Source organism: Brevundimonas sp. (genome assembly GCF_035998205.1).
In the GTDB taxonomy this organism is placed as follows: domain Bacteria; phylum Pseudomonadota; class Alphaproteobacteria; order Caulobacterales; family Caulobacteraceae; genus Brevundimonas.
Genome location: NZ_DASYHT010000002.1, coordinates 143,958 through 159,950 on the forward strand (window position 1 = coordinate 143,958; position 15,993 = coordinate 159,950).

General features: G+C 72.8%; 11 protein-coding genes. 6 read left to right on the forward strand and 5 right to left on the reverse strand.

All coding sequences use genetic code 11. The features are described 5' to 3' along the window. The first annotated feature begins 105 nt into the window (after positions 1-105). The 3 genes from VGN74_RS00815 (at position 106) to VGN74_RS00825 (ending at position 5,202) form a co-directional block, all read left to right on the forward strand. The gene (locus VGN74_RS00815; RefSeq protein ID WP_327445461.1) at positions 106-1,620 is read left to right on the forward strand and encodes a TolC family outer membrane protein; all 1,515 of its coding nucleotides are present in this window, start codon (positions 106-108) and stop codon (positions 1,618-1,620) included. A gap of 157 nt (positions 1,621-1,777) precedes the next feature. Further along, complete coding sequence (locus VGN74_RS00820) at positions 1,778-2,377, forward strand: DUF2497 domain-containing protein (RefSeq protein WP_327445462.1); 600 nt, start codon at positions 1,778-1,780, stop codon at positions 2,375-2,377. A gap of 107 nt (positions 2,378-2,484) precedes the next feature. Beyond that, positions 2,485-5,202: a valine--tRNA ligase gene (locus tag VGN74_RS00825; protein ID WP_327445650.1), complete on the forward strand. Its 2,718-nt coding sequence runs from the start codon at positions 2,485-2,487 to the stop codon at positions 5,200-5,202. Positions 5,203-5,218: 16 nt separating this feature from the next. Here the strand turns inward: VGN74_RS00825 and VGN74_RS00830 are convergent, their stop codons facing one another. Continuing rightward, positions 5,219-5,704, reverse strand: a complete 486-nt coding sequence (locus tag VGN74_RS00830) for a YHS domain-containing (seleno)protein (RefSeq protein WP_327445463.1) — start codon at positions 5,702-5,704, stop codon at positions 5,219-5,221. 164 nt (positions 5,705-5,868) lie between these two features. Here VGN74_RS00830 and VGN74_RS00835 point away from each other — a divergent pair, with 164 nt between their 5' ends. Then, positions 5,869-6,597: a TlyA family RNA methyltransferase gene (locus VGN74_RS00835; protein WP_327445464.1), complete on the forward strand. Its 729-nt coding sequence runs from the start codon at positions 5,869-5,871 to the stop codon at positions 6,595-6,597. A gap of 296 nt (positions 6,598-6,893) precedes the next feature. Here VGN74_RS00835 and VGN74_RS00840 read toward each other — a convergent pair whose 3' ends face one another. Beyond that, positions 6,894-7,550 carry a hypothetical protein gene (locus tag VGN74_RS00840; RefSeq protein WP_327445465.1) on the reverse strand — a complete coding sequence of 219 codons (657 nt, stop codon included), beginning with the start codon at positions 7,548-7,550 and terminating at the stop codon, positions 6,894-6,896. 162 nt (positions 7,551-7,712) lie between these two features. Here VGN74_RS00840 and VGN74_RS00845 point away from each other — a divergent pair, with 162 nt between their 5' ends. Continuing rightward, positions 7,713-8,957 carry an RNA methyltransferase gene (locus VGN74_RS00845; protein ID WP_327445466.1) on the forward strand — a complete coding sequence of 415 codons (1,245 nt, stop codon included), beginning with the start codon at positions 7,713-7,715 and terminating at the stop codon, positions 8,955-8,957. Here VGN74_RS00845 and VGN74_RS00850 read toward each other — a convergent pair. Next, positions 8,954-10,354 (reverse strand): Mur ligase family protein, encoded by a 1,401-nt coding sequence (locus VGN74_RS00850; RefSeq protein WP_327445467.1) that lies wholly within the window; start codon positions 10,352-10,354, stop codon positions 8,954-8,956. The genes VGN74_RS00845 and VGN74_RS00850 overlap by 4 nt on opposite strands. A 108-nt stretch (positions 10,355-10,462) precedes the next feature. Between VGN74_RS00850 and VGN74_RS00855 the strand changes: the two genes are divergently transcribed. Continuing rightward, complete coding sequence (locus tag VGN74_RS00855; RefSeq protein ID WP_327445468.1) at positions 10,463-11,290, forward strand: LD-carboxypeptidase; 828 nt, start codon at positions 10,463-10,465, stop codon at positions 11,288-11,290. 10 nt (positions 11,291-11,300) lie between these two features. Here VGN74_RS00855 and VGN74_RS00860 read toward each other — a convergent pair whose 3' ends face one another. Next, entirely contained in the window at positions 11,301-12,752 is a 1,452-nt protein-coding gene (locus VGN74_RS00860) for a TolC family protein (protein ID WP_327445469.1), read from the reverse strand. Continuing rightward, on the reverse strand, positions 12,749-15,979 hold the full coding sequence (locus VGN74_RS00865) for a multidrug efflux RND transporter permease subunit (protein WP_327445470.1): 3,231 nt from the start codon (positions 15,977-15,979) through the stop codon (positions 12,749-12,751). Before VGN74_RS00865 ends, VGN74_RS00860 begins: the two co-directional genes overlap by 4 nt. Positions 15,980-15,993 lie beyond the last annotated feature (14 nt).

The following is a 15,993-nucleotide window of genomic DNA, read 5'->3' on the forward strand; positions in this document are numbered from 1 at the left end:
GGGTCCGCGTGACGAAAACTTAACTGGCCAGCGGGCGCAGGAGCCCGCAGTTACGGCCGGACAGATCAGGTTCGCCGAGGTGCGGACCCCGGATGGGATGACGACATGCTGAACCGCACCCGCGCGCTCGTTTCGGCCGCCGCCCTGGCCCTCGGGGCCGGCCTCTTCGCCGCCCCGGTGTCGGCGGAGAGCCTGCGCGACGCGATCGCCCTGGCCTATCGCACCAACCCGACCATCCAGGCGCAGCGGGCGCTGCAGCGGTCGCTCGACGAGACGGTGGTGCAGGCGCGCGCCGGTCTGCGGCCGGAGCTGAACGCCACGGCGACGGCCAGCTACAGCCGCAGCGATGTGCAAGGCAGCGGTCTGGACCTCGATGGCGACGGCGTGCCCGACATCACCACCGGCGGCGTCACCGAGTCCGACAGCGGGTCGGTCTCGATCGGCCTCTCGCAGGCCCTGTACTCGGGCGGCCGCATCGCCCGGACCATCAGCGCCGCCGAGGCGGGCGTGCTGGAGGGCCGCGAGAACCTGCGCGACACCGAGCAGCAGCTCGTCGTCGCCGTGGTCCAGGCCTATGTCGACGTGCTGCGCGATCTGGAGATCCTGCGCGTGCGGCAGGAGAACCTGCAGGTGCTGCGGCGCCAGCTTGAAGAGTCCAACGCCCGCTTCGAGGTCGGCGAGATCACCCGTACAGACGTGGCCCAGTCCGAAGCCCGTCTGGCCCAGTCCGAGGCGGACCTGGCCTCGGCCCAGGCCCAGCTGTCGACCTCGCGCGCGGCCTATGCCGCCGTAGTCGGCCAGGCCCCGACCGACCTGTCGACCCCGCCGGCGCTCGAGGGTGTTCCGGCGGACTTCGACGCTGCGCTGGACGTGGCGCTGGAGCGCAATCCCGGCTTCCTCGCCGCCACCTACAACCTGCGCCAGGCCGAGGCCAATGTCGCCGTGGCCCGCGCCGCCTATAGGCCGACCGCCGGCCTGACCGCCTCCTATGGCGGCAGCGACCAGCTGGACAGCTTCGATCCCAGCCGCTCGACCCGCTTCAGCGCCGGCGCGACGGTGAGGGTGCCGCTGTTCACCGGCGGCCTGAACCGCTCGCGGGTGGCCCAGGCGCTGGAGCAGGCCAACGCCGCCCAGGCCCAGGTCGCGGCCGAGCGTCGCTCGGTGCTGCAGTCGGTCAGCTCGGCCTACGCCTCGCTGCTGTCGGCTCGCGCGGGGGTCACCGCCAATGTCGAGGCCGTCCGCGCCGCCCGCGTCGCCGCCGAGGGCGTGCGCCAGGAGCAGCAGGTCGGCCTGCGCACTACGCTGGACGTGCTGAACGCCGAGCTGGAGCTGCGCGGCGCCGAGATCAGCCTCGCCGTGGCCCGCCGCAACGACTATGTCGCCCAGGCCCAGCTGCTGGCCGCCATGGGCGTGCTCGAGGCCGGCAGGCTCGCCGAGGTTGACGCCTATGACCCGACCGCCAACTACGAGCGGGTGCGCAACCGCGGGGCCCTGCCGTGGGACTTCGTGGTCGAGACGCTGGACCGCGTGGGCGCGGCGCCGGTCCGCGCCACGCCGCAGGGCGAGACGGCGCCGATCGACCGCGACCTCAGCGCCGAGGTCGTCCGCACCGCGCCCTGACGTCGCAGGCCGGCCGCGCGGGAATTAACCTTACGGGCGAAAAACCGTCGTTGATTCACGACGCCTATGATGCGACGACGGGACAGGGGCGGGCGTGCGCCACGCGCGCCGCGCCCTCGGCAATCTTCATCCGCGAGAGCGTCATCGGGGCCGCTACATGACCGAATCGTCGTCCCAGGAACCCACGATGGAGGAAATCCTCGCCTCCATCCGCCGGATCATCTCCGAGGACGATGCGGCGGCCGAGGCTGCGCCGGCCGCGGCGCCGGAACCGGCGCCCGAGCCCGAGCCGGAACCCGAGCCGGAGCCGGAGCCGGTGTTCGCCGAGCCGGCGCCCGAGCCCGAGCCGGTCGCCGAGGCGCCCGTCGAGGAGGACGAAGAGGTCCTCGAACTGACCGAGCGCTACGAGCCGGCCCCCGAGGTCGAGACGATCGGCGACCTCGACGTCGGCCCGGCGGATCCGGCGCCGGCGGCGCCCGAGCCTGCGCCCGCGGTCTCCATCCCCATGTCTGACGAGCCCCTGGTCGATGACGGCGCCGCCGCTACCGCGGCCTCGGCCTTCGCCGGTCTGGCCGCCAGCCTGCGCCGCCCCGAGCCGGCCGCCGACCTGCCGGTCGGGTCCGGCACCTCGCTCGAGGCGCTGGTCGGCGCGCTGCTGCGGCCGATGCTGAAGGAGTGGCTCGACACCAACCTGCCCGGCATCGTCGAGGAGCAGGTACGCAAGGAAGTCGAACGCATCGCCCGCAGCGCCGGCTGAGCTTCCGCGACCTTCGCGATCCCTTTCAGGGGCGGCTCCCGGCGGGGGCCGCCCTTTTCCGTTGCGTGCGTCTGGACAGACGCGCCGCCATGACCGAGACGACCTTCATGCTCGACAAGACCTTCGACCCGAACGCCGCCGAACCGCGCCTCTACGCCGCCTGGGAGGCCAGCGGCGCCTTCGCGCCGCGCACCGAGGGGGCCACGGGGGCCTACTCCATCGTCATCCCGCCGCCGAACGTGACCGGCAGCCTGCACATCGGCCATGCGCTGAACAACACCCTGCAGGACATCCTGGCGCGCTATCACCGCATGAAGGGCAAGGCGGTGCTGTGGCTGCCCGGCACGGACCACGCCGGCATCGCCACCCAGATGGTGGTCGAGCGCCAGCTGGCCGCCGCCGGCAATGTCGGTCGCCGCGACATGGGCCGCGAGGCCTTCGTCGACAAGGTCTGGAAGTGGAAGGCCGAGAGCGGCGGCACGATCGTGCGCCAGCTGCGCCGGCTGGGCGCCAGCTGCGACTGGAGCCGCGAGCGCTTCACCCTCGACGAGGGCCTGTCGGCAGCGGTGCGCAAGGTCTTCGTCCAGCTGCACAAGGACGGGCTGATCTACCGCGACAAGCGGCTGGTGAACTGGGACCCGCACTTCCAGACGGCGATCTCCGACCTCGAGGTCGAGCAGAAGGAGGTCGACGGCGCCTACTGGCACTTCGCCTATCCGCTGGCGGACGGGGTGACCTATGAGCACCCGGTCGCCTTCGACGAGGAAGGCAAGGCGACCGAATGGGAGACGCGGGATTACATCGTGGTCGCCACCACCCGGCCGGAGACCATGCTCGGCGACACCGGCGTGGCGGTGCACCCGGACGACGCGCGCTACGCGGGCCTCGTCGGCAAGGCGGTGATCCTGCCGATCACCGGCCGGCGCATCCCGATCGTGGCCGACGACTATGCCGACCCGACCAAGGGCTCGGGCGCGGTGAAGATCACCCCCGCGCACGACTTCAACGACTTCGGCGTCGGCAAGCGCGCCGGGCTGGCGGCGCTGAACATCATGGACGCCTTCGGCCGCATCACCGCTGCCGACACCCCCGATGTGCCGGCGGACTATGTCGGCATGGACCGCTTCGTCGCGCGCAAGGCCATCGTCGCCCGGGCCGAGGCAGAGGGCTGGCTGAAGACGATCGAGAAGACCCGCCACATGGTGCCGCATGGCGACCGCTCGGGCGTGGTCATCGAGCCGTGGCTGACGGACCAGTGGTACGTCGACGCCAAGGTGCTGGCCCAGCCGGCGCTGAAGGCGGTCGAGGACGGCGCCACCGTGTTCGAGCCGAAGAGCTACGAGAAGGTCTATTTCGAGTGGCTGCGCAACATCGAGCCCTGGTGCATCAGCCGCCAGCTGTGGTGGGGCCACCGGATTCCGGCGTGGTACGGGCCGAATGGCGAGATCTTCGTCGCCGAGACCGAGGCCGAGGCGCGGGCCGAGGCCGGCGACCTGCCGCTGACCCAGGACGAGGACGTCCTCGACACCTGGTTCAGCTCGGCCCTGTGGCCGTTCTCGACCATGGGCTGGCCGGACGAGACGGAGGACCTGAAGCGCTTCTATCCGACCAGCGATCTGGTCACGGGCTTCGACATCATCTTCTTCTGGGTCGCCCGGATGATGATGATGGGGCTGCACTTCACGGGGGAGGTCCCGTTCCGGCGGGTCATCATCAATGGCCTGGTCCGCGACGAGAAGGGCCAGAAGATGTCGAAGTCCAAGGGCAACGTCATCGACCCGCTGGAGATCATCGACGCCCTCGGCGCCGACCCGCTGCGCTTCACCATGGCCATCCTGTCGGGCACGCGCGACATCAAGCTGAGCCGCCAGCGCATCGAGGGCTACCGCAACTTCGGCACCAAGCTGTGGAACGCCGCCCGCTTCAGCCAGATGAACGGCTGCGAACGCGTGGCCGGGTTCGACCCGGCGACGGTCACCGGCGCGCTGAATCGCTGGATCCGCGGCGAGCTGACCCGCACCGAGCGGGCGGTGGCGGCGGCGCTGGAGGGCGGCCGCTTCGACGAGGCGGCCCAGGCGCTTTACCGCTTCATCTGGAACGTGTTCTGCGACTGGTACCTCGAGCTGGCCAAGCCGGTGTTCAACGGGGCGGACGAGGCGGCCAAGGCCGAGACCCGCGCCATGACCGCCTGGACGCTGGACCAGACCCTGAAGCTGCTCAACCCGATCATGCCCTTCATCACCGAGGAGCTGTGGGGCGAGCTGGGCAAGGTCGGGGCCCCGCGCGACGAGGGCCTGCTGCTGACCGCCGCCTGGCCGGACCTGCCCGACGGCTTCATCGACGCGGCGGCCGAAGCGGAGATCAACTGGCTGGTCGATCTGGTCACCGAGGTGCGGGCCCTGCGCGGCGAGATGAACGTGCCGCCGTCGGCGAAGCCCGAGCTGACCTTCGTCCAGCCCGACGCGGCCACGGCGGCGCTGGCGGCGCGGCACCGCGACCTGATCCTGACGCTGGCCCGGGTCAGCGGCGCGGGCAGCGCGCCGGCCGCCCCGGCGGGCGCGGTGACCCTGGTGTCCGGCCAGACCACGGCGGCCCTGACCCTGGCGGGGATCATCGACCTGTCGGCCGAGCGGGCCCGGCTGGAGAAGGAGATCGCCGTCTTCGACAGCGACATCGGCCACGTCATGAAGAAGCTGGGCAACCCCAACTTCGTCGCCCGGGCCGCGCCCGAGGTGGTCGAGGAGCAGCGCGCCAAGCTGGCCGAGGCCGAGGGCGGCAAGGCCCGTCTGGCCCAGGCGCTGGAGCGGCTCAAGGCGATGGGCTGAGGGCGGAGGCTCCGCCTCAGCCCTGGTTGTCGGTCAGGATGCGCGGCCAGTTGGCCTCGCCCCGGGCGATGGCGCCGGGGACGTCCTGCAGCCAGAGCGTCTGGGCGCGGGCGTTGAAGTTCAGATAGAGCCGGCCGTCGACGATGCGCCACACCTGCGGGTCGCCCGGGGCGATATAGCCCTGGCTGGCGGCCCAGGCGCAGTAGCCGCCGAACTGCGGGGCATACGCCTCCGGATCGGCGCGGAAGACCTCGAGGTTGGCGGCGCTGGCGAAGCGCCAGACGGCGCCGTTCCAGGTCAGCGCGTGGGCGGCCGAGCCCTGTACCGGCCGGCCCTCGGTGAAATAGGCGACGGCGTCGAAGCCGCCGAGCGAGAGGCCGTCCTCGCCCTGGTTGACCGGCGGATAGACCCTCGACGCCGGGCTGGCGGCGACCTCCGTGGCGGTCGCGACGAACGCGGGGGCGGCGGCGGCGAGGGCGACGGCGAGGGCGAGGCGGATCATGGGGGGCTCCTGGTGACCCCGGACAGTTCGCTGGCGACAGCGTTCAGGTTACGCGCCCGGCCCTTTGACGCCGACGCGCGCCGGGTCGATAGGGAGCGGATGGTCTGCCGGTCCTGCGCAGGACGTTGGGCGACTGCGTCCGCCGCCGGTCTGGAGTTCGATGCATGATCACCCGTCTCGACGTGCTGCTGGTGAACCGCGGGCTGGTCCCGAGCCGGGGGCAGGCGCGGGCGGCGATCGAGGCCGGCGGCGTCACCGTCGACGGCGAGGGGGTGACCGTGGCGTCGCGCAAGGTGGCCGAAGACGCGGTGCTGACGGTCGAGGCAGCGCACGACTACGTCGGTCGCGGGGCGCTGAAGCTGGCCCATGCGCTCGACCTCTGGGCCGTGCCGGTGGTCGGGCGGGTGGTGCTCGACGTGGGGGCCTCGACGGGGGGCTTCACCGAGGTCTGCCTGCGCCGGGACGCGGCGCGGGTGTATGCCGTCGACGTCGGCCACGGGCAGCTGCATCCCCGGATCGTCGAGGACCCGCGGGTGGTCAATCTGGAGCGCACCGATGCGCGGGCGCTGGACGCGAGCCTCGTGCCCGAGGCGCCCGGCCTGATCGTCTGCGACGCCAGCTTCATCGGCCTGGCCAAGGTGCTGCCGGCGGCCCTGGCGCTGGCGGCGTCGGACGCGGACCTGATCACCCTGGTCAAGCCGCAGTTCGAAATGGAGTCCCGCGCCGACGTCGGGCGCGGCGGCGTGGTGCGCGACGCGGCCGCGCGCGCGGATGCGCTGGCCCGGGTCGTCGCCTGGCTGGAGGGCGAGGGCTGGCGGGTGCAGGCGACCGCCGACAGCCCGATCGCCGGCGGCGACGGCAACCGGGAGTTCCTCCTGCACGCGAGGCGGTGACGCCATTCCTCCCCCGCAGGGGGAGGGGGACCGCCGAAGGCGGTGGAGGGGGGATGAGCGCCGCCGTTTCGGGCCGCCCCCCCTCCGTCTCGCCGGCTGCGCCGGCGATCCACCTCCCCCTGCGGGGGAGGAATATGGCAGCGCAGCTTGCGCGACGCCGTTGTGTCCGCTGTGGCCTTCGTCGTGCCCGCTGTGGTCCCTTGACCGGGCGGGAGGGCTCCAGAATGGAAAAACCGCCGGCGGATGGCTCCGCCGGCGGTTCCTCACGCATCGTCGATCGACAGGGGGGCTGAAGATTAATCGACGACGCGATAGCGGCCCGAGGCGTCCGGGCAGGTGCGCACGTAGCGCACGTCCTGACGCCCGTCGGGAAGGGTGATGCGGCTCTCGGCCAGGCGGCAGCCGTCGGCTGCGCCATAGTCGGTGGTCGAGGTCGGGTAGCCGGACGACCGGTCGTCGCGGTAGCCGTAGTCGTCGTCCACGTCCCGGCGCGAGCGGTCATGGCGGTCATCGTACCGGTCGTACCGGTCATCGTAGCGATCGCGGTCGCGGCTGTAGCCATAGGCGTCCCGGCCGTAGTCGGCGGCCGGGTAGGGCTGGACGGATCCAGGGCGGCAGGCGGCCTGGCCGCCGCCGACGCCGGCGCCGATGGCGGCTCCGACGACTCCGCCCAGGACACTGCCCTCGGTGCGGCGGCCGCGGGCGGCCACCTGGGAGCCGGCGATGGCCCCGATGGCGGCCCCGATCAGCCCGCCGGCGGTCTGGCGCTGGCGCTGGTCTCGGACGCAGGGGTCGTAATAGGCGGGGCCGGCCCGATAGTCCTGACGCTCATAGCCGTGCGCCGTGTACGGATAGGGGCCATAGCTTTGCGCCGAGGCGAGGGTCGGGGCCGACACGGCGGCCAGGGCGGCCAGTCCGGCGACGGCGAAGCTGAGACGGCGATGGGCGGCCATGATCCTGTTTCCCTCTGTCGCGGAGGTCGCCAACCCGTCGGCGTCGCTCCGTGGTGAGAGGTGTAGGGCGGCCAAGCTGAACGGGTTTTGAGCGCGCCGTTCATCTTCGTTCATGTTTCGCGGCGGGTTCCGGCGGGAGCCGGGGCGCTCTATGGAGCCGGGATGCGGCAGTCTCTGACGATTACCCGGCTCGGGGCCCAGGGCGATGGCGTGGCGGAGACGCCGGCCGGCCCGGTGTTCGCGCCCTTGACCCTGGCCGGCGAGGTGATCGAGGCCGAGGTGCGCGATGGCCGCGCCGAGGACATCCGCCGCCTGACGGACAGCCCCGAGCGCATCGCGCCCGTCTCGCCCCACTATGGCGACTGCGGCGGCTGTTCGCTGCAGCACTGGGCCCCGGCGCCCTATCTGGCGTGGAAGCGCGAGCAGGTGCGGCTGGCGCTGTTCCGCGAAGGGCTGGAGACGGAGATCGCCGACACCGTGGCCACGGCCCCGGGGACACGCCGCCGGCTGGCGCTGCACGCGCGGCGCGGCCCGAACGGCCGGACCTTGCTGGGCTTCAAGGCGCGGCGCTCGTGGCGGCTGGTGGAGGTGACGGCCTGTCCGGTCGCCGACCCGCGGCTGGTGCGCGCCTTCCCGGCCCTGGCCGAGGTGGCGACGCCGTTTCTGGAGCACCCGAAGTCGGCCCCGACCCTGCATGTGACCTGGACCCTGACCGGGCTGGATGTTGATGTGACCGGGGTGGAGCGGCGCTCGGGCGGCCTGTCGCGCGACGGTCAGATGCGGGCCATTGAGGCCGCCGGCCGGGCGGACCTGGCCCGGCTCAGCCTCGCCGGCGAGACCCTGATGATGGCCCGCCCCCCGCAGGTGGCTTTCGGCCCGGCGACCATCACCCTGCCGGCGGGCGCCTTCCTGCAGGCCTCGCCCGAAGCCGAGGCGGCCATGGTCCAGCGCGCCGTGGCCGCGGTGGCCGGCGCGCGGCGCATCGCCGACCTGTTCTGCGGGGCTGGCACCTTCACCCTGCCACTGGCCACGGTCGCGCCGGTGCTGGCCGCCGACGCCTCGGCCGAGGGCATCGCCGCCCTGAAGGCGGGGGCCGCGGCGGCGTCCGGGCTCAAGCCGGTGACGGCCGAGGCCCGCGACCTGTTCCGCCGTCCCCTGTCGCCGCAGGACCTGAAGGGGGTCGAGGCGGTGGTGTTCGACCCGCCGCGCGTCGGGGCGCTGGAGCAGACCCGCCAGATCGCCGCCAGCGGCGCCTCGGTGGTGGTCGGGGTGTCGTGCAATCCCGCGACCTTCGCCCGCGACGCCCGGGTGCTGGTCGACGCCGGTTTCCGGCTGGAGACGGTGACGCCGATCGACCAGTTCCTGTGGTCGGCCCACATCGAGCTGGTCGCCGTGTTCCGGCGCTAGAGCGCTGCCAGCAGGTCCGCGGCGAAGGTCGACAGGGTGTCGTCGCGGGCGCCCATGACGACGATGCGGTCGCCGGGCTGCGCCAGGGCCAGCAGCCGGTCGCCGCAGGCGGCGCGGTCGGGCAGGGCCTCGGCCTTCACCCCGCGCGCTGCCAGGCCGGCCACGATGTCGCCGGACGAGACGCTGCGGTCGGTGGTGCCGCCGTAGTAGACGGGCTCCGGCATCAGCAGCACGTCGTCGGGCCGCAGCAGGCCGGCGAAGCCGTCGATGAAGTCCTGCCGCATCAGCTTCAGCGGGCCGAAGCCGTGCGGCTGGAACAGCACCAGCAACCGACCGTCGAAGGCGTGCAGGGTCTTCAGCGTGGCGGCGATCTTGTCCGGGTTGTGGGCGAAGTCGTCGATCACGGTGACGCCCTTGCGGACGCCGACCAGCTCCAGCCGGCGACGGATGCCGGCGAAGCGCGCCAGCGCCGCAGCCCCGGCCGCCAGCTCCACCCCGAGCGCCTGCGCCGCCAGCAGGGCGGCGAGGGCGTTGGCGACATTGTGCGCCCCCGGCTGGGTCAGGCGCACAGGCAGAGACAGCCCGTCCGGGGTGCGCAGGGTGAAGGCGACGCCGTCGGCCAGCGGCTGCAGGTCGTGCGCCGACAGGTCCGCCGCGGCGTCGCCCAGCGAGAAGGTGCGCACCGTCGTCGCCCCGCGGGCCGCCGCCTGCGCCAGCGCCGCCGTGCCGGGGTTGTCGAGGTTCAGCACCGCCGTCTGCGCCCGGCCGACAAAGCCGCCGAACAGGGCCTCCAGCTCCTGCATCGACTTGTGGTCCAGCGAGATGTTGGAGACCACGGCGACCGTGGGGTCGTATCGGGCGATGGAGCCGTCGGACTCGTCCACCTCAGACACGAACAGGTCAGCGCGGCCGACCCGGGCGCTGGCGAAGGGGTGGTCGGCGTCGGCGTAGTTCTTCATCACCGCGCCGTTCATGACGGTCGGGTCGAGGCCGGCCTGGTCGAGGATCCATGCCAGCATGCCGGTGATGGTCGACTTGCCGCTGGTGCCGGCGACCCCGACCGAGGTGGCGGCGGCGTTGAACAGGTCGCTGAGCAGTTCCGGCCGGGTGCGCACGGTGGCGCCCGCGCGGCGGGCGGCGGCGATGTCGGGCACCGTGTCCTCGACCGCCCCGGTGGCGATGACCAGCTGGTCCGGCCGGGTCACGCCCGAGCCGTCCTGCGGGTGAAGGCGCACGCCCTGGGCTTCCAGCCAGGCGAACTTCTCCGGCGAGCGGCCCTGGTCGCGGGCGCGGTCCGAGCCCTCGACCGACGCCCCGCCGGCCTTGACGATCATGGCGAGCGGCAACATGCCGGAGCCGCCGACGCCGCAGAAGAAGTAGGCCTTGGGCTGCGTCATCGACTTGATCCGGAAGGGCGAAACGGCGAAGGCTGGAGCCGCCTGACTAGCGGTCCCTCCCGGACCTGACCAGAGCACAGGCGCGATTGCGGCGGCGGGGAGATCGGCGTGTTCAAGATCGGCGTGGTCGCCGCCAGTTCCCGCGTCTCGCCCGGCGTGGTCGAGGACATCCAGGCCTGGATGGCGGCGCATGTCCCCGGCGGCGATCCGGCGCTGGTGTTCCATCCCTCGCTGCACGCCAAGCACGGGCATTTCGCCGGGGATGATACGACCCGCGCCCGCGCCTTCGTCGAATTCGCCAACGACCCCCGGATCGACGCGATCTGGTTCGCGCGGGGCGGCTACGGCTCGTGCCGCATCGCCGAGGCGGTGATCCCGCAGCTGGGCCCGGAGGCGCGGCGCAAGCGCTACCTCGGCTATTCCGACGCCGGCAGCCTGCTGGCGGCCATGTACAGGGCCGGCTTCGCGCATGTGGCGCACGGGCCGATGGCCGCCGACGTGCGGCGCGGGGTTGAGACCGGCCGCCGCGCCCTCGCCTGGCTGACGCAGGGCGACCCCGCGGGGTTCGAGCCGTCGCTGGCGACCGACCCGCGTCCGGCGGCCGCCTTCAACATCACCATCCTCAGCCAGCTGCTGGGCACGCCGCTGGAGCCGGACCTGTCCGGCCACGTCCTGATGCTGGAGGAGGTGTCGGAGGCGGCCTACCGCATCGACCGGGCGATGTTCCACATCACCTCCCAGACCTCGATCCGCCGGGTCGCCGGGATCCGCATGGGCCGGGCCTCGGACGTCACGCCCAACGAGCCCGATTTCGGCATGACGGCGGAGGAAATCGTGCGCTTCTGGTGCGCCCGCTCCGGCATTCCCTATCTCGGCCCGGCGGACATCGGCCACGACGCGGACAACCGCATCGTGCCGTTCGGCCCGCGCGGCTGAGCCCCGCCTGTCAGGCCGCGGTCCAGCCCCCGGCCAGCGCCTTGAACAGGGCCACCTGGTAGGTCACCACCAGCGCCTCCGAGGCCGCCAGCTGCGCCTCGGCCTGGGCCAGGGTGCGCTCGGCGTCCAGCACGGTCAGGAAGCTGTCCGCTCCCGCCTCGAAGCGCTGGCGCGACAGACGGGCGGCGCGCTCGGCCTCGTCGCGCGCCGCGGAGAGGGCGGCGCGGCGGTCCAGCTCGTTGCCGTAGTTGGACAGGGCCGTCTCGGTCTCCTGCAGGGCGACCAGCACGGTCTGGTCGAAACGCGCCAGCGCGGCCTCGGCCAGGGCCCCCTGCTGCGCCACCCGGGCGCGGGCGGCGAGGATGTTGGGGAAGGACCAGCTGATCAGCGGCCCGACGCTGAAGCGCAGGGCCCCGTCGTCGCCGAGGTCGGCGGCGTCGAGGGCCGTGGCCCCGACCGAGCCGCCGAGGCGGATGGACGGGTAGAGCGCGGCGGCGGCCACATTCACCCGGGCGGCCTGGGCCGCCAGATTGCGCTCGGCCTCGCGCACGTCGGGACGGCGGGCCAGCAGCAGGGCCCCGTCGCCGACCGGGATCGGCTGGCTGAGTTGTGGCGGTCGGGCGCAGGTGCGCGCCGCCTCGGAGGCCTCGGCCGGCGGGCGGCCGGTCAGGGTCGCTAGCCGGAACAGGGCGCCGTCGCGCTCGGCGCGCAGCGGCGGCAGGGAGGCGCGGGTGGTCTCCACCGCGGCGCGGGCGCGGGCCACGTCCAGTCCGGTGCCGGCTCCGGCCTCCAGCAGTCGCTCGGTCAGGCGGGCGGTGTCGCCCTGCAGCGCGAGGGTGCGTTCGGCGACGGCGATGCGGGCGTTGGCGGAACAGGCGTCGGCATAGGCGCGGGCCGTCTCGGCCGCGACGCTGACCCGGGCGGCGGCGAGGGCGGCCTCGGCGGCGTCGGCGTCGGCGCGGGCGGCGCGGACGCCGGACTCGACGCGGCCGAACAGGTCGATCTCGTAGGCCACCTCGAGGCCGACGTCATAGCTGTCGACCTCGGGGTTGGTGGTCTGGCCCGCCGGCGGCGGGGTGGTGGTCGCGGCGGCGCGGGCCCGGCTGTAGCCGGCGCTCGCGGTGGTCGAGGGCAGGCGGCCGCTGCGGGCCTCGGACAGGGCGGCGCGCACGGCCCGCAGGTTGGCGGCGGCGGCCTCCAGGTCGTTGTTCTGCGCCAGCGCCTCGGCGACGAGGGCGTCGAGCGTCGGGTCCTCGTAGAGGCGCCACCAGTCGTCGCGCGCGGGCCGGGCCGGATCGACCTCGGCCAAGGTGGCGGCCCCTACGAAGGCGCCCGACGCGCGGGAGGGGAGAGAGGCGTCGGGCGCCTTCGGCCCGACCGCACAGCCGGCCACGAGAGCAGCCAGGGCGCCGGCGGTCAGGATCCGGGGAAGGTGGGGAGAAGTCAGGCGGGGGGCGGTCATTGCGCGTCTCCGGCGCGGAGGGTCGGGGCGGCGCCGCCGTGCGGCCCGCCGGGGATGTGCTTCACCGCCGGACCCTTGGGCAGGTAGCCGGCCAGCTTGCGGCACAGGACGTAGAACACCGGCGTCAGCAGCAGGCCGAACAGGGTCACGCCCAGCATGCCGGAGAAGACCGACACCCCCAGCGCCCGCCGCATCTCGGCGCCCGGACCGGTGGCGAGGGCCAGCGGCACCACGCCGAGGATGAAGGCGATCGAGGTCATCAGGATCGGGCGCAGGCGGGTGCGGGCGGCGCGCACGGCCGCGGCGAAGCGGTCCAGCCCGTCCTCGTCCTCGGCCTGCTTGGCGAACTCCACGATCAGGATGGCGTTCTTGGCCGCCAGACCGATCAGCACCACGAGGCCGATCTGCACGAGGATGTTGTTGTCGAGCCCGGCCAGATTGACCCCGATCAGGGCCGCCAGCACGCACATCGGCACGATCAGGATGACCGCCAGCGGCAGGGTGACGGACTCATACTGCGCCGCCAGCACCAGGAAGACGAACAGCACGGCGACGATGAAGACGACCGTGGCGCCGCCGGCGGCCTGCTTCTCCTGCAGCGCCAGTTCGGTCCATTCGTAGCTGAAGCCGGGCGGCAGGGCCGAGGCGGCGAGGCCCTCCATGTGCGCCAGGGCGTCGCCCGAGGCGACCCCGGGGGCGGCCTGGCCCTGCAGCTCCGAGGCGGGGAAGAGGTTGTAGCGGACCACGCGCGCCGGGCCGGAGTCGTTGGTGATCTCGGCCAGGGTGCCGATCGGCACCAGCGCCCCTGACTGCGACCGCACCCGCAGGGCGGCGATGTCGGACGGGTCGTCGCGGTACATGGGCTCGGCCTGGGCAGTGACCCGGAAGGTCCGGCCCAGCAGGTTGAAGTCATTGACGTAGGTCGAGCCGAGGTAGGTCCCGAGCGTGGCGTAGACGTCGGCCGGCTGGACCCCGAGCATCAGGGCGCGGTCGCGGTCGACCTCGGCCGAGATGCGCGGCGAGCCGGTGTTGTAGGTGGAGAACACCTGCTGCACCTGGTCGGGCGTCTGGGCCGCGGCGCCCATCATGGCGAAGGTCGCCCCCTCCAGCGCCTTGTAGCCGGCGCCCGAGCGGTCCTGGATCATCACCTTGAAGCCGTTGCCGTTGCCGAGGCCCTGCACGGCCGGCGGGGCGATGACGAAGATGTTGGCCTCGTCGATGCCGAAGGTGGCGCCGGTGATGGCCTGGGCGAGACTGGCGGCGGCGAGGTCGCGCGAGCTGCGCTCCTTGGCCGGATCCAGCCGGACGAACAGGGTCGCGGCGTTGGAGCCGAACGAGAAGCTGGCGCCGTCGAGGCCGGCGAAGGCCGTGACGCCATCCACGCCCTCGGTGCCGGCGATGATCTCGTAGGCGCGGGCCATGACCGCGTCGGTGCGCTCCAGCGAGGCCCCGGCGGGCAGCTGGACCACGCCGATCAGGAAGCCCTGGTCCTGCTCCGGGATGAAGCCTGTCGGGGTGTCGGTGACGCGCCAGGCCGTCAGGCCGAGCAGGCCGGCGTAGACGATCATGACGATCAGCGAGGTGCGTACCAGCCGCGCCGTGAGGCGGCCGTAGCGGTCGCTCATCCAGTCGAAGCCCTCGTTGAACCGGGCCCCCGCCCAGGCGAGGCCGTTGAGCACCGGGGCCAGCGGCCCGCGGCGGGCGGGGGCATGGGCCTTGTGCGGCTTCAGCAGCAGGGCGGCCATGGCCGGCGACAGGGTCAGCGACACCAGCAGCGAGATCAGCGAGGCCGAGGCGATGGCGACGGCGAACTGGCGATAGAAGATGCCGGGGATGCCGGGGACGAAGGCGGTCGGCACGAACACGGCGGTCAGCACCAGGCCGATGGCGATCAGGGCCCCCGACACCTCCTGCATCGAGCGATAGGCCGCCTCCTTCGGACTGAGGCCCTCGCGGATGTAGCGCTCGACATTCTCGACCACGACGATGGCGTCATCGACGACGATGCCGACAGCGAGGATCAGGGCGAACAGGGACAGGGAGTTGATCGAGTAGCCGAGCGCCAGCTGGACCGCGAAGGTGCCCACCAGCGAGACCGGGATGGCGATGATCGGGATGATCGCCGCGCGCCAGGTCTGCAGGAAGATCACCACCACCAGCACCACGAGGACGACCGCCTCGATCAGGGTGTGCTCCACCGCCTTGACCGAGGCGGCGACGTATTCGGTCGGGTTGTAGGGGACGCTGATCTCCAGCCCTTGCGGAAGGTCGGCCCTGGCGGCCTCAAGCTCGGCGAGCACGCGGTCGGCCGAGTCCAGCGCATTGGCGCCCGGCTGCTGCACGATGGCGATGGCCACCCCGCGCTCGCCGTCGACGTAGCCGCGGATGCCGTAGTCCTGGGAGCCGACCTCGACCCGCGCCACGTCGCGGACGCGGGTGACCCGGCCGTCGGAGTCGGTGCGGATGACGATGTCGCCGAACTGTTCCGGCTCGGACAGGCGGCTCTGCACCTGCACCGGCAGCTGGAAGGCCGAGGCGCCCGTGTCGAACGGCGGCTGGCCCAGCGCGCCGGCGGCGGCCTGGATGTTCTGGCTGCGCAGGGCGGCGACGATCTCGCTGGCGGTCAGGTTGCGGGCGGCGGCGAGGTTCGGGTCGATCCACACCCGCATGGCGTAGTTGCCGCCGCCGAAGACCGTGACGCCGCCGACGCCCTCGACCCGCAGCAGCCGGTCGCGCAGCACGGAGTTGGCGTAGTTGCCGACGTAGTCGATGTCGTAGGTCTCGTCCGGCGAGGTGACGGCGGCGATCAGCAGGAAGCCCTGGGACTGCTGCGCCACGACCACGCCGATCTGGCGCACGGACTCCGGCAGGCGAGGCTCGGCCAGGTTGACCCGGTTCTGCACCAGCACCTGGGCGTCATCGAGATTGGTGCCCGGCTGGAAGGTGACGGTGACCGTCGCCACCCCGTCCGAGGTCGAGGACGAGCTCATGTAGAGCATGCCCTCGACGCCGTTGATTTCCTGCTCGATCGGCGCGGCCACGGTCTCGGCCATGGTCTCGGCCGAGGCCCCGGGGAAGGTGGCCGTGACGGTGATCGTCGGCGGCGCGATCTCCGGGTACTGCGCCAGCGGCAGCAGCGGCCAGGAGAAGGCGCCGATCAGGGTGATGAACACCGAGATGACAACGGCGAAGATCGGCCGGTCAATGAAGAAGCGCGAGATGTTCATGCGGTCGCCTGACG